We start from the raw sequence: 19,355 nt of genomic DNA on the forward strand, positions 1-19,355 counted from the left end.
TCAGTGGGCGTCGAGGGTGACCGTGAAGGAGAAGCGGTCACCGCGGTAGTGGATGCGGGCCACGTCCAGGGCGCGGCCGTCCTCGCCGTGCACGATGCCCGTGTAGTGCAGGATCGGGCTGAGCAGCGGCACTTGGAGCAGCCGGGCCGTCTCGGGATCCGCGAGCCGCGCCTCCACCGTGTCGGTGATCCGGCTGATGCGCACCCCCACCACGTCCCGCAGCACCTTGGTCATGGGCCAGCGCACCAGGTCCTGCGGGTCGATCCGCGCGGCCAGTTCGGGACGGACGTAGTTGCGCGCGTGGTTCGTCGGCTCGCCGGTCTTCTCGTCGCCGCGCAGCCGGTGGTACGTCCCCACCTCGGCCAGATCCGGGAAGTGCTCGGCGAGTTCGGCCGGCACCGGTACGGTCCCGTGGTCCAGCAGCTCGGTCGTCATGCCCGACTGCTGCGCGACGATCGTGTCCACCGAGCCCAGCAGCCGCACCGGAGCGCCCCGTTGCGCGCTCGGCTCGATGAACGTGCCCCGCCGTCGATGGCGGGTGATCAGCCCCTCGTCCTCCAGCTCCTTCAGCGCCTGCCGCATGGTGAGCACGCTCACCCCGTAGTGGCCCGCCAGCCGTTCCTCGGTCGGCAGGCGCAGCGGGTCCTGGGGCGAGCGCCCGAGTATCGAGGCGCGCAGCGACTGCGACACCTGATACCAGAGCGGGAGTTTGCGGTTCAGGACGATCGAGTCCGGGGCGAAGGAGGTCACGAGGGATATCCGTACCGGTCGCCGACGCTCAGTGCAACGGGCCGAAGTGCCGCTGGAGGCCCTGCCACACGTCGTCGTACCCGCGCTGCAGATGCTCCGCGTGCGCCGCCTGCGCCGTGGCGGTCACCGGCCACCGGGTCTCGAACATGAACGCCAGCCCGTCGTGGATCTTCTGCGGCCGCAGCTCGGCGGCGCTGGCCCGGTCGAAGGTCTCCCGGTCCGGCCCGTGCGCCGACATCATGTTGTGCAGCGAACCGCCCCCCGGGACGAAGCCCTCCGCCTTCGCGTCGTACGCCCCCTCGATGAGCCCCATGTACTCGCTCATCACGTTCCGGTGGAAGTACGGCGGCCGGAAGGTGTCCTCGCCCACCAGCCAGCGCGGCGCGAACACCACGAAGTCGACGCCGGCGAGACCCGGGGTGTCGCTCGGCGAGGTCAGCACCGTGAAGATCGACGGGTCCGGGTGGTCGTAGCTGATCGTGCCGATCACATTGAAACGGCGCAGGTCGTAGACGTACGGCAGATGGTTGCCGTGCCAGGCGACGACATCCAGTGGCGAGTGGTCGTACGTCGCCGTCCAGAGGTTGCCGCAGAACTTGTTGACCACCTCCACCGGGCCCTCGACATCCTCGTACGCGGCGACGGGCGCGAGGAAGTCCCGCGCGTTGGCGAGTCCGTTGGCGCCGATCGGGCCGAGGTCGGGCAGCCGGAACGGCGCCCCGTAGTTCTCGCAGACATAGCCTCGGGCGGCCGGGCTCTGCCCGCCGTCGGACGCCTCGTCCAGCAGCTCCACCCGGAAGCGGACCCCACGGGGAATCAGCGCCACTCCGCCCGGCTCCACGTGCAGCAGCCCGAACTCGGTCCGCAGCAGCAGCCCGCCGCGCTCCGGCACGATCAGCAGCTCCCCGTCGGCGTCGCTGAAGACACGGTCCATCGAGGTATCGGCGTGATACAGGTGCACCGCCATGCCGGTGCGCTGCGTCACGTCGCCGTTGCCGCCCACCGTCCACAGGCCCGCGAGGAAGTCCGTGCCCCGCGCCGGCTCCGGCAGCGGGTTCCAGCGCAGCCGGTTCGGGTCGGGCTCGGTCTCCGTGAAGGGCGCCGAACGCAGCGCGCCGTTGTCCGTGCGCGTGAACGCGGGGTGCGCGGCCGACGGACGGATCCGGTACAGCCACGAACGCCGGTTGTGCGCCCTCGGCTCCGTGAACGCCGTACCGCTCAGCTGCTCCGCGTACAGCCCCAGGGGGGCGTGCTGCGGCGCGTTGCGGCCGTGCGGCAGCGCCCCGGGGAGCGCCTCCGAGCTGTGTTCGTTGCCGAATCCGGTGAGGTAGGTCAGCCCCTCGGCCGTCTTCCTCGCGTCCCCGCTCATGATCGCTCCCTCGCGCCTGATTCCTATGCTTCACCGTAGGATTCAGGTTTTTCGCGCGCAAGAGGTACGCCGAGGTGCGTGGCCGGCGCACGCGGGGCGCCGGAACCTCCGTGCGGAGTACACCCCAGGGCTGGCGGCACGGCCCAAGAACCCGACTCCAGGGGGATCCGCCTGTCAGAGCGTTGTTCTAATCTCCCCGGCATGTCGTGGAAGCGTGGACTGCTCGCCGCGCTCGCGGTCTGCGCCCTGCTCGGCGGATCCGCGGGCTGCGGCACCGGCGCCGCACACGAGCGGAGGGACGCGGTGTCGCCCTCGCCCGTGGGCAAGATCCTGGACGAGACGGACAAAGAAGGACGTCATTACCGTGAGGTCGACAAGAAGAGCGCACCCGAGGTCGCCATCGAGGTCCAGCCGGACTCCGACGACGGCTGGGACGTACTCCTGACCGTCCACCGCTTCCGCTTCTCGCCCGCCGCCGTGAAGGCGGAAGCCGTGGCGGGCCGCGGCGTCGCGCTGCTGTCCCTGGACGGCCGGACCCTCGCCACTCTGCGCACCGCCGAGTACCACCTCACCGGCGACCTGGTCCCACGCGGCACGCACCACGTCACCGCGCGCCTCTACGCGGACGACCGCACCGCGTGGGCCGTCGGCGGCAAGCCCGTCGAGAGCACGGCGGACATCACCGCCTCCGGGGCCGCGTCGACATCGTCCGCGATACCGTCCGCGACACCGACCTCGCCCCTCGTGTCGACACCGGCAGCGGCGGTGAGCGGGAGCGGCATCGTGGCCCGTGCCGATATCGGAGGTTCACCGGACCCCGGCGGGCAGGCATCATGAAGCCTGTGCCCCAAGCGACCTCGCTGCGCCGTGCGCCCGTTCAGCGGCGCAGCGCCGAACGACTGACCAGGATCCTCGACGCCTGCGCCGCCCTCCTCGACGAGGTCGGCTACGACGCCCTGAGCACCCGGGCCGTGGCCCAGCGCGCGGGCGTCCCCATCGGCTCCGTCTACCGCTTCTTCGGCAACAAGCGCGCCATGGCCGACGCGCTCGCCCAGCGCAACCTCGAGCGCTACACCGAACGCGTCACCGAACGCCTCCGGGCGACCGACGCACAAGGCTGGCGCGCCGCCATGGACGCCGTGCTCGACGAGTACCTCGCCATGAAACGCACCGCCCCCGGCTTCTCCCTCGTCGACTTCGGCAACCAGATACCCGTCGGCTCCCGCGACGCCGAGCCCAACACCCGCGTCGCCGACCGCCTCACCGACCTCCTCTCCGACTATCTCGACCGCACCCCCGACGAGGACCTGCGCCGCGTCTTCCTGGTCGCCGTGGAAGCCGCCGACAGCCTGGTCCACCTGGCCTTCCGGATCGCGCCGGAGGGGGACGAGCGGATCATCGAGGAGACACGGGAGCTGCTGCGCGCGTACCTGGCCAGAGTGCTGGACTGAACCGCTCCCCCCTGAAGCGCGCGTGGACCGGGGGGAGAGGTACGCGATTTTCCGACCTCACCCCCTTCAAGCCCTCCCTCCCATCCGTACCGGTCGGTATGCTCGGCCCAGTCCGTGTGCCACCGCCGTCACCGCCCTCCGGGAGGACCCGTGTCCCGCACGTCCGGAACCACCCCCGACTCCCGCACCGCCCTACGCGTCTGCCCCCTCTGCGAGGCCACCTGCGGGCTGACGCTCACCATCGAGGGCACCCGGGTCACCGGGGCCCGCGGCGACCGCGAGGACGTGTTCAGCAAGGGGTTCATCTGCCCGAAGGGCGCCTCCTTCGGCGCGGCCGACGGCGACCCCGACCGGCTGCGCACGCCCCTCGTCCGCACGGACGGCGAACTGCGCGAGGCCACCTGGGAAGAGGCCTTCGACGCGATCACGGCGGGCCTCGGCCCGGTCGTCGAGCGGCATGGCCCGCACGCCCTCGGCGTCGTCCTCGGCAACCCGAACGTGCACACCATGGCCGGCGCCCTCTACCCGACCGTCCTGCTCACCGCACTGCGCACCCACAGCGTCTTCACCGCCTCCACGCTCGACCAGATGCCCAAACACGTCTCGAGCGGCCTGCTCTACGGCGACGCCAACGCCATCCCGGTCCCGGACCTCGACCACACCGACCACCTCCTCCTCATCGGCGCCAACCCCCTGGAATCCAACGGGAGTCTGTGCACCGCCCCCGACTTCCCCGGCAAGCTCAAGGCGCTGCGCGCCCGCGGCGGCACCCTGACGGTCATCGACCCGCGCACCACCCGTACGGCCAAACTCGCCGACCGTCACGTCACCGTCCGTCCCGGCACCGACGCCCTGCTGCTCGCCGCGATGACGTGCGTCCTCTTCGAGGAGAAGCTCGTCGACCTGCGCGACCTCGCCCCGCACGTCCAGGACGTCGAGGAACTCGCCACCGCCGTACGGGACTTCACCCCCGAGGCCGCGAGCGCGGCCTGCGACGTGGACGCCGACACCATCCGGGCGCTCGCCCGCGAACTCGCCGCCGCCCCCACCGCGGCCGTCTACGGCCGCATCGGCAGCTGCACCGTCCCGCACGGCACCCTCGCCAGCTGGCTCGTCGACGTCCTCAACATCCTCACCGGCAACCTCGACCGCCCCGGCGGCGCCCTCTTCCCGCAGGCCGCCACCGACAGGACACCCCGCCCCGCCGGGCCCGGTCGCGGCTTCGCGCTCGGCCGCTGGCACAGCCGGGTGAGCCGCCATCCCGAGGCCAAGGGCGAACTGCCGCTCGCCGCACTCGCCGAGGAGATCGACACCGCCACACCCGAGGGCAGCCCCATCCGCGCCCTCATCGCCATCGCCGCCAACCCCGTACTGTCGGCCCCCGACGGCAACCGCCTCGACAAGGCCCTCGACTCCATCGACTTCATGGTCAGCGTCGACCCGTACCTGAACGAGACCGCACGCCACGCCGACGTCGTACTGCCGCCGCCCCCGCCCTCGCAGAGCGCCCACCACGACTTCGCCTTCAACACCCTCGCCGTACGCAACCAGGTCCGCTACAACCGCCCCGCCGTCCCCCTCGAACCGGGCCGCATGGCCGAGACCGAGATCCTCGCCCGGCTGGTGCTCGCCGCGACCGGCATGCATGGCGCGGACCCGTCCGCCGTGGACGCCATGGTCATCGACTCCACCCTCGGCAAGGCCGTCCAGGACCCGCACGGCCCCGTCCACGAGCGCGACCCGAAGGAACTCGCCGCGCGGCTCACCGGCGAGAGCGGCCCCGAACGCCGGCTCGACATGATGCTGCGCCTCGGCCCGTACGGCGAGGGCTTCGGCGCCCGGCCCGACGGCCTGAGCCTGGAGAAGCTGCTCGCGCACCCGCACGGCATCGACCTCGGACCGCTGCGCTCGCGTCTGCCGGGACCGCTGAAGACGCGCAGCGGAAAGATCGAGCTGCTGCCGGCGCCGATCGCCGACGATCTTCCCCGGCTGCGCGCGGCTCTGCGTGAGCGCCCGGCGGCGATCGTCCTCGTCGGCCGCCGCCATCTGCGCTCCAACAACAGCTGGATGCACAACGTCCCCGCCCTCACCGGCGGCACCAACCGCTGCACCCTGCACATCCACCCCGAGGACGCCGCACGCCTCGGCCTCGCCGACGGGGCGGCCGTCCGTGTCAAGGGCGCCGGGGGAGAGGTGGTGGCCCCGGCCGAGGTCACGGACGCCGTACGACGCGGGGTGGTGAGCCTGCCGCACGGCTGGGGCCACGACCGCCCCGGCACCCGGATGAGCCACGCGGCCCTGGACCCGGGCGTCAACGTCAACCAGCTCCTCGACGGTTCGCTCCTCGACCCGCTGTCGGGCACGGCGGTGCTCAACGGGGTGCCCGTGGAGCTCGCGGCATGCCCGTAGCGGGCCCCCGCTCACCGAGACAAGCCTGTGACCTGGAGTTTTGCGCTTATTGCTCGCGTGTCAACATCTTGTTAACGCAATCTTGCGCGACCTAACGTCATCGCACCGCCGTCCCTGGTGGGAGTTCAAGGGCGAACGTTAGGTAATCCAACTCATGCTGACCATCCTCGGCTTCACCATGATCGCGACCTTCCTGGTCCTGATCATGGTGAAGAAGATGTCGCCGATCGCGGCGCTCGTGCTGATCCCGGCACTCTTCTGTGTCTTCGTCGGAAAGGGCGCCAAGCTCGGTGACTACGTCATCGACGGCGTCACCAGCCTCGCCCCGACGGCGGCGATGCTGATGTTCGCGATCGTCTACTTCGGCGTGATGATCGACGTCGGTCTCTTCGACCCGATCGTGAGGGGGATCCTCAAGTTCTGCAAGGCCGACCCGCTGCGGATCGTGGTCGGCACGGCGCTCCTCGCCGCGATCGTCTCCCTCGACGGCGACGGCTCGACCACCTTCATGATCACGGTCTCGGCGATGTACCCGCTGTACAAGCGCCTCAAGATGAGCCTGGTCGTGATGACCGGTGTCGCCGCCATGGCCAACGGCGTGATGAACACGCTCCCCTGGGGCGGCCCCACGGCCCGCGCCGCGACCGCGCTGAAGCTCGACGCCAGCGACATCTTCGTCCCGATGATCCCGGCCCTCGCCGTCGGTCTCCTCGCCGTCCTCGCCCTCTCGTACGTCCTCGGACGCCGCGAGCGCAAGCGGCTCGGCGTCCTCACGCTGGACGAGGTCCTGGAGCCGGACACCGAGACGGTGCTCGTCGGTGCGGGTGCGGGTGCGGGTGCGGGCGCCTCCGGTGACGGCGCGAAGAAGGCGACGCGTGCGGGTGGTTCGGGCTCCGGCACCGACGCGGACGCCGAGCTGCCCGAAGAGGACGACGACTTCAAGGGTCTCGACCCCCACCGCGCCACCCTGCGCCCCAAGCTCTACTGGTTCAACGCGCTCCTGACGGTCACCCTGCTCACCGCCATGATCATGGAGTGGCTGCCGATCCCGGTCCTCTTCCTGCTCGGCGCCGCGCTCGCGCTCACCGTCAACTTCCCCCACATGCCCGACCAGAAGGCCCGCCTCGGCGCCCACGCCGAGAACGTCCTGAACGTCTCCGGCATGGTCTTCGCCGCCGCCGTCTTCACCGGCGTCCTCCAGGGCACCGGCATGGTCGACCACATGTCCAAGTGGCTGGTCTCCAACATCCCCGCGGGCATGGGCCCGCACATGGCCTTCGTCACCGGCGTCCTGAGCATCCCGCTCACCTACTTCATGTCGAACGACGGCTTCTACTTCGGCGTCCTCCCGGTCCTCGCCGAAGCGGGCCAGGCACACGGAGTCTCGTCCCTGGAGATCGCCCGCGCCTCGCTCGTCGGCCAGCCGCTGCACATGTCCAGCCCGCTGGTGCCCGCCGTGTACGTCCTCGTCGGCATGGCGAAGGTCGAATTCGGCGACCACACCAGGTTCGTGGTGAAGTGGGCGGCGCTGACTTCGGTGGTGGTGTTGGGGGCGGGGATCCTGTTCGGCATCATCTGACGGGCGGGTGACGGCTGACAGTTTCTGTCATCTGTTATCTGTCATCTGAAATCCGTCATCTGCCACCTGTTCTCTGAAATCCGTCATCTGTCAGCCGTCATCGGATGGAGAGGTGTCCCCGTGGGGCCCGGTCGGAACCGCGGCTGGCTGCTGCGCCTCGTCATCGCCTTCAGCTTCGCGCAGGGGGCGGTGTCGATGGCCCGGCCCGCCGTCTCCTACCGGGCCCTTGCCCTGGGCGCGGACGAACGTGCGATCGGTGTGATCGCCGGTGTGTACGCCCTGCTGCCCCTCTTCGCCGCCGTGCCGCTGGGCCGCCGTACCGACCACGGCCGGTGTGCCCCGCTGCTGCCCGTCGGGGTCGTCCTCATCGCGGGCGGTTGCGCGCTCAGCGGTACGGCGGACTCGCTGGGGGCGATGGCTGCCTGGAGCGGGGTGATGGGCCTCGGCCACCTCTGTTTCGTCATCGGCGCCCAGTCGATCGTGGCCCGGCAGTCCGCGCCGCACGAGCAGGACCGCAACTTCGGCCATTTCACCATCGGCGCCTCCCTGGGCCAGCTGGTCGGACCGATCGTCGCGGGCTTCCTGATCGGGGGCTCGGACAGGGCGGGCAGCAGCGCGCAGGCCCTGCTCGTCGCGGGTGCGGTCGCCGCGGTGTCGTTCACCTCGCTCTGGCGCATCGAACACCGCAGGCCCGCCGAGTCCCGTACGGCTCAGGGCGACCGTGTCCCGGTACATCGCATCCTGCGCGCCCGGGGCGTACCCGCCGGAATCCTCATCAGCCTCTCCGTGCTGTCCGCGACGGACATCCTGACCGCGTATCTGCCGGTGGTCGGCGAGCACCGGGGCATCGCGCCGTCCGTGATCGGTCTGCTGCTCAGTCTGCGCGCGGCGGCGACCATCGCCTGTCGGCTGGTCATGACGCCGATGCTGCGGCTGCTGGGCCGGGCGGCGCTGCTCACCGCGACCTGTCTGGTGGCGGGTGTGCTGTGCGCGGGGCTCGCGCTGCCCGTGCCGGTGTGGGCGCTGGCCGCGATGCTGCTGGTCCTCGGCTTCTGTCTGGGCGTCGGCCAGCCGCTGTCCATGACGACGGTCGTACAGGCGGCCCCGGACGAGGCCCGCTCCACGGCCCTCGCCCTGCGGCTGACCGGCAACCGTCTGGGTCAGGTGGCCGCCCCCGCCGCCGCGGGGCTGGTCGCCGGGGTCGCCGGCGTGGCCGCGCCGTTCGTGATGCTGGGCGCGCTGTTGGTGCTGTCCTCGGGGGTCGCGCTGCGCTCGCCGAGGAAGGCGCCCGCCGACCGTGCCGGGCACGTACGGCCCCGGGTGCCCGTGCGTCGCAAGAGCGACATCTGACCTTCCCCCGACAGGCCCGATGAGGGCGAGCCGAATCGCCTGCCGGGCCGGTAGGTGATCGTCCGTTTCCGCCGCACCGGGACAGGGGCGGGAACCGGACCGCGAGCGACACGCCGGATCGCGCCGGGTGTCTTCCCCCGGGCGGTCGCGGTCCGTTAACTTCCGTGACTCATACGTTCCTTGCGACCCGCTCGGGGCGTTTCGACCGCGGAGCGACAGCGCCCTGTGAGCCCCCGGGGGCACCCTTCATGACACGCGCCATCTCCCTGCACCAGGTCAGCAAGTCGTACACGCGCGGTGTCCGCGTGGTGGAACGGCTGTCGCTGGACATCCGGCCGGGCGAGTTCCTCGTACTGCTCGGGCCCTCCGGCTGCGGCAAGTCGACCGTGCTGAGGATGATCGCCGGTCTGGAGGACGCCACTGAGGGCGAGGTGCGCCTCGACGGTGAGGACGCGGGCGATCTCCCGCCGTCCGAGCGGGACATGGCGATGGTCTTCCAGAACTTCGCCCTCTATCCGAGCATGACGGGCCGCGACAACATCGGCTTCCCGTTACGCATCGAGACCCCCGGCGAGGACCCGCGTCCGCGCGTCGACGCCACGGCCCGGATGCTCGGCATCGAGGACCTGCTCGACCGTTTCCCCCACCAGCTGTCGGGCGGCGAACGCCAGCGCGTGGCGATGGGCCGTGCGATCGCCCGCCATCCGTCCGCCTTCCTGATGGACGAGCCGCTCTCCAACCTCGACGCCAAGCTCCGCAACCACCTGCGCGCCGAGATCGCCTCGCTCACCAGGGAGTTGGGCGTCACCACCGTGTACGTCACCCACGACCAGGCCGAAGCGCTGTCGCTCGGCGACCGGGTCGCCGTCCTGCGCGGCGGCGTCCTCCAGCAACTGGGCACACCCCGTACGGTCTACGCGCTGCCCGCGAACGTCTTCGTCGCCGCCTTCATCGGCACCCCGCGCATCAATCTGCTGCGCGGCCTGGTGCGGGCCCCGCTCGACGGGGCCATGACGATCAGCCTCGGCAAGCAGTATCTGCCGTTGCGTGAGCCCTGGTCGGTGGATCAGCGGTTGCTGCGGGTGCAGATGGGTCGTGAGGTCATCGTCGGGCTGCGCTCCGAGGCCGTGCGCGTGGCGAAGCCGTCGGAGGCCAGGCCCGGCGAGGTGGCGATCAGCGGACTCGTCGAGCACGTGGAGTTCCAGGGGCACGAGGTGCTCGTCCACTTCAACACCGGCTCGCGGCCCGCCTTCGTCCCGGAACTCGAGGCGCCGCGCCCGGTCCGCCCGGCCGGGCGCCGCCGCCGCGAGGGCTCGCTCCTGGACCGTCTCCGGGACCGCCGGGCCGCTCTGCGCGCCGGGCCGGTGGTCGCCCCCGACGACCCCGCCGACGCGGATCCCGCCCGCGACGACGAGATCCCGCCGGACGGCCGCCTCCCCGGCGACCTGGTCGTCCGCACCACCCCCGACTTCGACCTCCGCCACGGCATGCAGGTCCCGCTTCTCGTCGACCTCGCCCATCTGTTCGTCTTCGACCAGCACGGCGAACGCATCTCCCCCGCTCCGGCGCGGCTGCCGGACCTGGACGAGTGAGGTGAGCAGGGTGAGCCGTGGGAAGACGTCTGGCGCCTGAAAACTAACACCGCTAGTTTGTGGGTCGGACGACGCTACGAGGTGGACGACGCTGCGAGGCGGAAGACGCGCCCCCGCCCGGGAGGAACACCATGAAGGCACATGACGGCATGTACATCGACGGCGCCTGGCGCCCCGCCGCCGGGACGGACGTGATCGAGGTCGTGAACCCGGTGGACGAACAGGTCCTCGGCCGGGTTCCGGCGGGCACGGCAGAGGACGTCGACGCCGCCGTACGGGCCGCCCGCGCCGCCTTCCCGGCCTGGGCCGCGACCCCACCCGCCGAGCGGGCCGCGCGGCTCGGGGCCCTGCGTGACGTCCTCACCGCACGCAAGGACGAGATCGCCGAGACGGTCACGGCGGAGCTCGGCTCCCCGCTGCCCTTCTCGCAGTCGGTGCACGCGGCGGTACCGATCCTGGTCGCGGGCTCGTACGCCGAACTGGCGGCCACGTACGCCTTCGAGGAGAAGGTCGGCAACTCGACCGTCTACCAGGAACCGGTGGGTGTCGTCGGCGCGATCACGCCCTGGAACTACCCGCTGCACCAGATCGTCGCCAAGGTCGCCCCCGCGCTCGCGGCCGGCTGCACGGTCGTCCTGAAGCCCGCCGAGGACACCCCGCTCACCGCCCAGCTCTTCGCCGAGGCGGTCGCGGAGGCGGGCGTCCCGGCCGGCGTCTTCAACCTCGTCACAGGCCTCGGTCCGGTCGCGGGCCAGGCCCTCGCCGAACACCCGGACGTGGACCTGGTCTCCTTCACGGGTTCCACGGCGGTGGGACGGCGGATCGGAGCGACGGCCGGTGTGGCGGTCAAGCGGGTCGCCCTCGAACTCGGCGGTAAGTCCGCCAACGTCATCCTGCCGAGCGCCGACCTCGCCAAGGCCGTCAACGTCGGTGTCGCCAACGTGATGTCCAACTCCGGCCAGACGTGCAGCGCCTGGACCCGCATGCTCGTGCACACGGCCCAGTACGAGGCGGCGGTCGAACTCGCCGCGGCCGCCGCGGCGAAGTACGGGGACCGCATCGGTCCGGTCGTCAACGCCAAGCAGCGGGCACGCGTGCGCGGTTACATCGAGAAGGGCATCGCCGAGGGCGCCCGGCTCGTCGCGGGCGGCCCCGGATCCCCGCGCGAGCAGGGGTATTTCGTCCAGCCGACCGTCTTCGCGGACGTCACCCCCGAGATGACGATCGCGCAGGAGGAGATCTTCGGCCCGGTGCTGTCGATGATCCCCTACGAGGACGAGGACGACGCCGTCCGGATCGCCAACGGCACGGTGTACGGGCTCGCGGGCGCGGTGTGGGCGGGCGACGAGGCCGAGGCGGTCGCCTTCGCCCGACGGCTCGACACCGGGCAGGTCGACATCAACGGCGGCCGGTTCAACCCCCGGGCCCCGTTCGGCGGTTACAAGCAGTCGGGGGTCGGACGGGAACTGGGCGCGCACGGCCTGTCCGAGTACCTCCAGACGAAGTCCCTCCAGTTCTAGCCCGTTCCACTCCACTCCACTCCACTCCACTCCATCTCAGTCAGTTCCAGTCAGTTCCGGAGTTCTGGACCCGAGGAGCTTTTACGTGGTTCGCGCTGCCGTACTTCCCGCCGTGGGCGCTCCCCTGGAGATCGCCGAGATCGACCTTCCGGCACCCGGCCCCGGCCAGGTCCGCGTCCGGCTGGCCGCCGCCGGGGTCTGTCACTCCGACCTCTCGCTGTCCGACGGCACCATGCGGGTACCCGTCCCCGCCGTCCTCGGGCACGAGGGTGCCGGGACCGTCGTCTCCGTCGGAGAGGGCGTGACGGGCATCGCGCCCGGCGACGGAGTCGTCCTCAACTGGGCGCCCTCATGCGGGAGTTGCCACGCCTGCTCGCTGGGCGAGGTGTGGCTGTGCGCCAACGCGCTGACCGGTGCGGGGGACGTGTACGCGCGGCGCGCCTCCGACGGGAGCGATCTCCATCCCGGGCTGAACGTCGCCGCGTTCGCCGAGGAGACCGTCGTGGCCGCCGGGTGCGTACTGCCCGTCCCGGACGGCGTCCCCCTCACCGATGCCGCCCTCCTCGGCTGCGCCGTCCTCACCGGGTACGGCGCCGTCCACCACTCGGCGCGGGTCCAAGCCGGTGAGACCGTCGCCGTGTTCGGGGCGGGCGGGGTCGGGCTCGCGGCGCTCCAGGCGGCGCGGATCGCGGGCGCGTCGCAGGTCATCGCGGTGGACGTCTCTCCGGAGAAGGAGTCGCTGGCGCGCGAGGCGGGCGCCACGGACTATGTCGTCGCCTCCGACGCCACCGCCCGTGAGATCCGCTCCCTCACCGGGAAGCAGGGTGTCGATGTCGCCGTCGAGTGCGTAGGGCGTGCGGTGACCATTCGCGCGGCCTGGGACTCCACTCGCCGCGGCGGCCGTACGACGGTCGTCGGCATCGGCGGCAAGGACCAGCAGGTCACCTTCAACGCGCTGGAGATCTTCCACTGGGGCCGTACGCTGTCCGGCTGCGTGTACGGCAACTCCGACCCGGCGCGGGACCTGCCGGTGCTGGCGGAGCACGTTCGGGCGGGGCGGCTGGATCTGGGGACGCTGGTGACCGAGCGGATCGGGCTGGACGGGATCGCGGGGGCGTTCGAGAACATGGTGGCGGGGAAGGGCGGGCGCGCGCTGGTGGTGTTCTAGCTCCGGGTGGCGTGGTCGTCCGCGGGTGGGTGGGGGCTGGTCGCGCGGTCTCCCGCGCCGCTGGAAGCCTTGGGCCGGGGGCGGGAGCGGGACACCGCGACCCCGGCCAGGCACAGCGTCCCACCCGCCAGCGTGAGCAGCCCCGGTATCTCGTCCAGGAACAGCCAGGACATCGCGACGACGAGCGCGGGCACCGCGTAGGTCGTCGCGCCCATACGGCTCGCGGTGGTCCGGGCCAGCGCGTACGCCCAGGTCGTGAACGCCAGCGCGGTCGGGAAGACGCCGAGGTAGAGCACGTCGAGGGTGGCGGAGGCGGGCGCGTCGGCGACGTCGTGGACCAGTTGTCCCGCGAACGGCAGGCACACCGCGGCCCCGACCAGACAGCCGAACGTGGTCACCTGGAGGGCACTCGCCCGTCCGAGCGCCGGTTTCTGCGCGACGACCCCCGCCGCGTAGCCGACGGCGGCGAGCAGACACAGGACCACCCCGAGGACCGAGGACCCGCCCTCGCCGGACATCGACAGCCCCACCGCGACCGCCCCCGCGAACGACACCGCCATACCGGCCAGCAGCCGCGGCGGCATCGCGTCGCCGAGCAGCCGGGAGCCGAGCAGCGCGATCAGGATCGGACCGATGTTCACGACCAGCGCCGCCGTGCCGGCGTCCACCCGCTGCTCACCCCAGTTGAGGACGACCATGTAGAAGCCGAACCAGAGCAGGCCGGATATCGCGATCCCGCGCCAGGCCGCGCGCGGCGGCCACCCCTCCCGGCGTACGAGACAGATGGCGCCCAGCACGACGGATCCCGCCAGCAGCCGCCCGAGCGCCAGCGCGCCCGGCGAGTACGCCGCGCCCGCGCTGCGGATCGACACGAAGGCGGAGGCCCACAGCACGACGGTGACGGTCGCGGCGCCCGCGGCGAGCGGGTCCGCGCGGTGGGCGGACACGGGTGGGGTGGTGTTCATCATGGTCCCGAGGCTAGGTGGGGTACGGGGAGGCGGCTCGCGGTTTTCGGACGCCGCGGTGGGGCCGGTCGGCTCAGCGCAGTGTCGTCGCCTCGATGCCCAGGAGTTCCGCGAAGGCCCGCTCGCCGTCCGGCGTGACCTTGACCGCGCGCTCCGAGCCGATACGTACGCACCAGCGGGCGTCCAGGGCGTGGCGGCACAGGGCCGCGCCGGCGGTGCCCGCGAGGTGGGGGCGGCGCTCGGTCCAGTCGAGGCAGGCGCGGGTGAGGGGGCGCCGGCCGGTGCGGTCCAGGCCGATGCCGGCCGCGTCGAACCAGCGCAGGCCCGCGTCCGTGAGCGCGAAGCCGGTGTCCTGGCGGAGCAGCCCGCGGTGGGTGAGGGCATCGGTGAGGGTGATGCCGAGGCGGCCCGCGAGGTGGTCGTAACACGTGCGGGCGCGGGCCATCGCGGAGCCGGTGCCGGCTTCCCGCAGGGTGCGGGGGCGTCGGGTGGTATCGGGGGCGATCTGGGCGGCGAGGTCCTCGACGAGCTGGGCGACGTGGGGGTCTGCCAGTCGTACGTAGCGGTGCCGGCCCTGCCGTTCCTCGGCGAGCAGGCCGCCGACGACCAGCTTGCCCAGGTGTTCGCTGGCCGTCGAGGGGGCGACCTGGGCGTGCCTGGCCAGTTCACCGGCGGTCCAGGCGCGGCCGTCGAGCAGGGCGAGCAGGAAGGTGGCGCGGGTTTCGTCCGCGAACATCGCGGCCAGCGCCGCGAGGCGCGGTGCGACCGGATCCGTCGACCTCGTCATGCCACCCATCATCCGCCCCGCACAGTTCGGCCCTCGCCGAACGGTTTCCGGGCCGCGGGGCCGGGGCGATGGGGCGCCGGGGCGCAGCCCCGTGCCCCAGGGGCGCGGGGAACTGCGCGACCAGCCCCCACTCACCCGCAGCCAACACGCCCACTCACCCGCAGCGAACACGGCCGCCCCGGCGCCGTCAGCCCTTGTCCGTCACCCTTCCGAACTGCTCCGTCAACCCGTCCAGCAACGCCCCGAGCCCCACCTCGAAGGCCCGCTCGTCCACCTTCTCCTGCTGCTCGGCGAGCAGGTGGGCCTGTCCGAGGTGGGGATAGTCGGCGGGATCGTAGGCGTTCTCGTCGTCGACGAAGCCCCCGGCGAAGGAACCCAGCGCGGACCCCATGATGAAGTACCGCATCAGCGCCCCGATCGACGTGGCCTGGGCCGGCGGCCACCCGGCGTCGACCATCGCGCCGAAGACGGCGTCCGCGAGCCGCAGCCCGGCGGGACGGCGCCCGGGACCGCGGGCGAGGACCGGGACGATGTTCGGGTGGTCGCGCAGCGCCGCCCGGTAGGACACGGCCCAGTCGTGCAGGGCGGTACGCCAGTCCCGCCCGTCCTCGAACATCGACAGGTCGACCTGCGCGCTCACGGAGTCCGCGACCGCTTCCAGGATCTGGTCCTTGGTGCGGAAATGGTTGTAGAGGGAGGGCCCGCTCACGCCCAGTTCGGCGGCGAGCCGCCGCGTGGAGACGGCGGCCAGACCCTCCGCGTCCACCAGGGCCCGTGCCGTCTCGACGATCCGGTCGGTGCTCAGGAGGGGCTTGCGCGGTCGGGCCATGGCGCACATAGTAGGGCTGCGCACTTAAACTAGCAGTGCTAATTTAGCTTTTCGAATGTACGGCTTTCACATGGGGTGACCCGTCATGAACCTGGAGCTCAGCGAGGAGCAGACCGCCGTCCGGCAGCTCGCCAAGGACTTCGTGGACCGCGAGATCGCCCCTCATGTCGTCGAGTGGGACCGCGCCGAGGAGGTCGACCGCTCGCTCGTCAAGAAGCTCGGCGAGGTCGGCTTCCTCGGGCTCACCGTCGACGAGGAGTACGGCGGCAGCGGCGGCGACCACCTCGCGTACTGCCTCGTCACGGAGGAGCTGGGCCGCGGTGACTCCTCCGTGCGCGGCATCGTCTCCGTCTCGCTCGGTCTGGTCGCCAAGACCATCGCGTACTGGGGGAGCGAGGAGCAGAAGCGGCAGTGGCTGCCGGGGCTGACCTCCGGCGCGTACGTGGGCTGCTTCGGCCTCACCGAGCCCGGCACCGGCTCGGACGCGGGCAACCTGACGACGAAGGCCGTACGTCAGGGCGACGACTACGTCATCAACGGCACCAAGATGTTCATCACCAACGGGACCTGGGCCGACGTCGTCCTGCTCTTCGCCCGCTCCACCGACGCCCCCGGCCACAAGGGCGTCTCCGCCTTCCTCGTGCCGACCGACACCCCCGGCCTGAGCCGCCGCACCATCCACGGCAAGCTCGGCCTGCGCGGCCAGGCCACCGCCGAAATCGTCCTGGAGGACGTACGCGTACCCGCGAGCGCCATGTTGGCGCCCGAGGGCAAGGGGTTCTCCGTGGCCATGTCCGCCCTCGCCAAGGGGCGGATGTCGGTCGCCGCCGGGTGCGTCGGCATCGCCCAGGCGGCCCTGGACGCCGCCGTGCGGTACGCGACCGAGCGGGAGCAGTTCGGGAAGACCATCGCGCACCACCAGCTCGTCCAGGAGCTGATCAGCGACATCGCCGTCGACGTGGACGCGGCACGGCTGCTGACCTGGCGGGTCGCCGATCTCATCGACCGCGGACTGCCCTTCGCCACGGAGTCCTCGAAGGCCAAGCTCTTCGCCTCCGAGGCCGCCGTGCGCGCCGCGAACAACGCCCTCCAGGTCTTCGGCGGCTACGGCTACATCGACGAGTACCCGGCCGGCAAACTGCTGCGCGACGCCCGCGTGATGACCCTCTACGAGGGCACCAGCCAGATACAGAAGCTGGTCATCGGGCGTGCCCTGACCGGGGTTTCCGCCTTCTGAGGCCGACCGGGGTCCGCGTCTGCTGAGTACGCCCGCGCGCGGCACTGAGTACGTGGGCGGATGTGACGACGGTCGCGTCCGCCGACCCTGGTCCCATGAACGAGACACCCGTCAAGCACCAGAACACGGCGGCCTTCTACGGTCAGGCCGTGGCGTCCTTCTCCCTGGCCATGGTGGCGACCGCCGTCGGCATCTACAAGCTGCACGCCGACGCCTGGGTGCGAGCCTTCCTGGCCATCGCCGTCCTTTATTTGGTGACGTCGGCCTTCACGCTGGCCAAGGTGATCCGTGACCGTCAGGACGCGGGCGCCGACCGGGCTCGCTAAGCGCTCGCTCACCTTCGGCGGTATGGTGTACCTCCTGTCAGCGAGAGGGGCGAACCAGCGATGAGTACGGCGGAGGAGACGGCCGGCGGCGAGATGCAGCCGTGGGCCGAGGTCACCCCGGACGCGGCCCGGCGGCTGCTCGTCGCCGCCGTGGAGGCCTTCGCCGAGCGTGGCTACCACGCGACGACGACCAGGGACATCGCGGGCCGTGCGGGCATGAGCCCCGCCGCGCTCTACATCCACTACAAGACCAAGGAAGAGCTGCTCCACCGCATCAGCCGGATCGGTCACGACAAGGCGCTCGACATCGTGCGCGGCGCGGCGCAGGGCGGGGGCAGCGCCGCCGAGCGGCTCACCGACGCCGTGCGGTCCTTCGTACGGTGGCATGCCGGGCAGCACACCACCGCGCGGGTCGTGCAGTACGAGCTGGAAGCCCTCGGGCCCGAGGCGCGAGCGGAGATCGTCGCGCTGCGGCGGCAGACCGACGCGGCCGTGCGCGGCATCATCGAGGACGGCGTGGCGGCGGGCGACTTCGACGTGCCGGACGTGCCGGGCACCACGCTCGCCGTGCTCTCGCTCTGCATCGACGTGGCCCGCTGGTTCAACGTCGACGGCCCTCGTACGCCCGACGAGGTCGGCGCGCTCTACGCCGACCTCGTGCTGCGCATGGTCGGGGCCAAGGATTAGGCCCTGTCGTCAAATTCCCGTCTGCCCTGCGACGCCATGCACGCCCTCTCGCCGCACCGGGCACAGACCCGAGTACAACCAGTACGAGGGTCTGTGCCCGGCACGCCGAGAGCACGCACCTGACGCCGCCGGGCCCGCCCTTCGGGCGGACGACGGGAATTTGACGACAGGCCCTAGCGGCCCCGGGCGCGTGCGGGGTGCTCAGACGTAGTAGCGCGACACCGACTCGGCGACGCACACCGGCTTGTCGCCGCCCTCGCGCTCCACGGTGAAGGCCACGGACACCTGGACGCCGCCGGTCACGTCCTCGACTCCGGTGATCTTCGCGGTGGCGCGCAGCCGCGAGCCGACCGGTACGGGGGCGGGGAAACGGACCTTGTTCGTCCCGTAGTTGACGCCCATCTTCACGCCTTCGACCTTGATCAGCTGCGGGCCGAAGAGCGGGAGGAGCGACAGGGTGAGGTAGCCGTGCGCGATCGTCGTGCCGAAGGGGCCGGCGGCGGCCTTCTCGGGGTCGACATGGATCCACTGGTGGTCGCCGGTCGCCTCCGCGAAGAGGTCGATCCGCTTCTGCTCGATCTCGACCCAGTCGCTGTACCCCAGCTGTTCGCCCACCGCGGCCCGCAGTTCGTCGACCGTCGCGAACGTCCTCGGCTCTGCCATCTTCCCGACCTCCCGCATCTCTATGTCTAAGCAACTGCTTAGCATGGTCGGGCACGGGGCGCATGTCAACGGACCGGACGTGTGACGAAGTAGGTAGGGCGGATGACGAAGTAGGTAGGGTTGGAGGGGTGCCCCAGATCCCTGAGAAGATCCACGAGCTGACCGTCGGCCAGCTGTCGGCCCGCAGCGGCGCCGCCGTCTCCGCCCTGCACTTCTACGAGTCCAAGGGCCTGATCAGCAGTCGTCGCACCACCGGGAACCAGCGCCGCTACCACCGCGACGCGCTGCGCCGTGTCGCCTTCGTCCGGGCCGCCCAACGCGTCGGCATCCCCCTCGCCACCATCCGCGAGGCGCTCGCCGAACTCCCCGAGGAGCGCACCCCGACGCGCGCGGACTGGGCCCGGCTGTCGGAGGCCTGGCGTTCCGAACTCGACGAGCGGATCAGGCAGTTGAGCCGGCTGCGGGATCACCTGACCGACTGCATCGGGTGCGGCTGTCTGTCCCTGGAGAACTGCGTGCTGTCCAACCCCGACGACGTCTTCGGCGAGCGCCAGACGGGTTCCCGGCTCATGGCGGAGCGCGTCACCACGCGGCCGGAGCCGCAGAAGTCACAGGAGTCGCGGCAGTCGCGGCACGCGGCCGAGGAGTGCCGCTGAGGGGCACCCCTCGGCCC

18 protein-coding genes are annotated in these 19,355 nt (G+C 71.5%); 12 read left to right on the forward strand and 6 right to left on the reverse strand.

What is annotated here, in order from left to right; translation table 11 throughout:
* Both OG568_RS38315 and hmgA read right to left on the reverse strand, forming a co-directional pair.
* Positions 1-750: a GntR family transcriptional regulator gene (locus OG568_RS38315; protein WP_266581438.1), complete on the reverse strand. Its 750-nt coding sequence runs from the start codon at positions 748-750 to the stop codon at positions 1-3.
* 28 nt (positions 751-778) lie between these two features.
* The gene (gene hmgA, locus OG568_RS38320) at positions 779-2,119 is read right to left on the reverse strand and encodes a homogentisate 1,2-dioxygenase (protein WP_329534851.1); all 1,341 of its coding nucleotides are present in this window, start codon (positions 2,117-2,119) and stop codon (positions 779-781) included.
* Between the two features lie 201 nt (positions 2,120-2,320).
* Between hmgA and OG568_RS38325 the strand changes: the two genes are divergently transcribed.
* The 8 genes from OG568_RS38325 to OG568_RS38360 all read left to right on the forward strand — a co-directional run bounded on the left by OG568_RS38325 (position 2,321) and on the right by OG568_RS38360 (position 13,188).
* Positions 2,321-2,956 carry a nuclear transport factor 2 family protein gene (locus tag OG568_RS38325; protein WP_329534852.1) on the forward strand — a complete coding sequence of 212 codons (636 nt, stop codon included), beginning with the start codon at positions 2,321-2,323 and terminating at the stop codon, positions 2,954-2,956.
* The gene (locus OG568_RS38330) at positions 2,953-3,570 is read left to right on the forward strand and encodes a TetR/AcrR family transcriptional regulator (protein WP_329534853.1); all 618 of its coding nucleotides are present in this window, start codon (positions 2,953-2,955) and stop codon (positions 3,568-3,570) included. Before OG568_RS38325 ends, OG568_RS38330 begins: the two co-directional genes overlap by 4 nt.
* Positions 3,571-3,720: 150 nt before the next feature.
* Positions 3,721-5,979 carry a molybdopterin oxidoreductase family protein gene (locus OG568_RS38335; RefSeq protein WP_329534854.1) on the forward strand — a complete coding sequence of 753 codons (2,259 nt, stop codon included), beginning with the start codon at positions 3,721-3,723 and terminating at the stop codon, positions 5,977-5,979.
* 154 nt (positions 5,980-6,133) lie between these two features.
* Positions 6,134-7,558: a CitMHS family transporter gene (locus OG568_RS38340; protein ID WP_329534855.1), complete on the forward strand. Its 1,425-nt coding sequence runs from the start codon at positions 6,134-6,136 to the stop codon at positions 7,556-7,558.
* Positions 7,559-7,678: 120 nt separating this feature from the next.
* Positions 7,679-8,908 carry an MFS transporter gene (locus OG568_RS38345; RefSeq protein WP_329534856.1) on the forward strand — a complete coding sequence of 410 codons (1,230 nt, stop codon included), beginning with the start codon at positions 7,679-7,681 and terminating at the stop codon, positions 8,906-8,908.
* Positions 8,909-9,156: 248 nt separating this feature from the next.
* Complete coding sequence (locus tag OG568_RS38350; RefSeq protein ID WP_329534857.1) at positions 9,157-10,500, forward strand: ABC transporter ATP-binding protein; 1,344 nt, start codon at positions 9,157-9,159, stop codon at positions 10,498-10,500.
* A 131-nt stretch (positions 10,501-10,631) separates the two neighbouring features.
* Positions 10,632-12,020: an aldehyde dehydrogenase family protein gene (locus tag OG568_RS38355; RefSeq protein WP_329534858.1), complete on the forward strand. Its 1,389-nt coding sequence runs from the start codon at positions 10,632-10,634 to the stop codon at positions 12,018-12,020.
* Between the two features lie 85 nt (positions 12,021-12,105).
* Complete coding sequence (locus OG568_RS38360) at positions 12,106-13,188, forward strand: Zn-dependent alcohol dehydrogenase (RefSeq protein WP_329534859.1); 1,083 nt, start codon at positions 12,106-12,108, stop codon at positions 13,186-13,188.
* Here OG568_RS38360 and OG568_RS38365 read toward each other — a convergent pair.
* The 3 genes from OG568_RS38365 to OG568_RS38375 all read right to left on the reverse strand — a co-directional run bounded on the left by OG568_RS38365 (position 13,185) and on the right by OG568_RS38375 (position 15,769).
* The gene (locus tag OG568_RS38365; RefSeq protein WP_329536572.1) at positions 13,185-14,153 is read right to left on the reverse strand and encodes a DMT family transporter; all 969 of its coding nucleotides are present in this window, start codon (positions 14,151-14,153) and stop codon (positions 13,185-13,187) included. The two genes, OG568_RS38360 and OG568_RS38365, sit on opposite strands and share 4 nt — an antisense overlap.
* A 73-nt stretch (positions 14,154-14,226) precedes the next feature.
* A complete protein-coding gene (locus OG568_RS38370; protein WP_329534860.1) occupies positions 14,227-14,952 on the reverse strand; it encodes an ArsR/SmtB family transcription factor in 726 nt (241 codons plus the stop codon).
* Between the two features lie 175 nt (positions 14,953-15,127).
* Positions 15,128-15,769, reverse strand: a complete 642-nt coding sequence (locus tag OG568_RS38375; RefSeq protein ID WP_329534861.1) for a TetR/AcrR family transcriptional regulator — start codon at positions 15,767-15,769, stop codon at positions 15,128-15,130.
* Positions 15,770-15,854: 85 nt separating this feature from the next.
* Between OG568_RS38375 and OG568_RS38380 the strand changes: the two genes are divergently transcribed.
* The 3 genes from OG568_RS38380 (at position 15,855) to OG568_RS38390 (ending at position 18,019) form a co-directional block, all read left to right on the forward strand.
* A complete protein-coding gene (locus tag OG568_RS38380; protein WP_329534862.1) occupies positions 15,855-17,006 on the forward strand; it encodes an acyl-CoA dehydrogenase family protein in 1,152 nt (383 codons plus the stop codon).
* Positions 17,007-17,101: 95 nt separating this feature from the next.
* Entirely contained in the window at positions 17,102-17,332 is a 231-nt protein-coding gene (locus tag OG568_RS38385) for a YiaA/YiaB family inner membrane protein (protein ID WP_266623489.1), read from the forward strand.
* A 60-nt stretch (positions 17,333-17,392) separates the two neighbouring features.
* Entirely contained in the window at positions 17,393-18,019 is a 627-nt protein-coding gene (locus OG568_RS38390; RefSeq protein WP_329534863.1) for a TetR/AcrR family transcriptional regulator, read from the forward strand.
* A 201-nt stretch (positions 18,020-18,220) separates the two neighbouring features.
* On the opposite strand, the gene OG568_RS38395 is transcribed toward OG568_RS38390, so the two are convergent.
* Positions 18,221-18,682 carry a MaoC family dehydratase gene (locus OG568_RS38395; protein WP_266415803.1) on the reverse strand — a complete coding sequence of 154 codons (462 nt, stop codon included), beginning with the start codon at positions 18,680-18,682 and terminating at the stop codon, positions 18,221-18,223.
* 128 nt (positions 18,683-18,810) lie between these two features.
* Between OG568_RS38395 and soxR the strand changes: the two genes are divergently transcribed.
* Positions 18,811-19,338 carry a redox-sensitive transcriptional activator SoxR gene (gene soxR, locus OG568_RS38400; protein ID WP_329534864.1) on the forward strand — a complete coding sequence of 176 codons (528 nt, stop codon included), beginning with the start codon at positions 18,811-18,813 and terminating at the stop codon, positions 19,336-19,338.
* Positions 19,339-19,355 lie beyond the last annotated feature (17 nt).

It is taken from the genome of Streptomyces sp. NBC_01450 (assembly GCF_036227505.1).
In the GTDB taxonomy this organism is placed as follows: Bacteria; Actinomycetota; Actinomycetes; order Streptomycetales; family Streptomycetaceae; genus Streptomyces.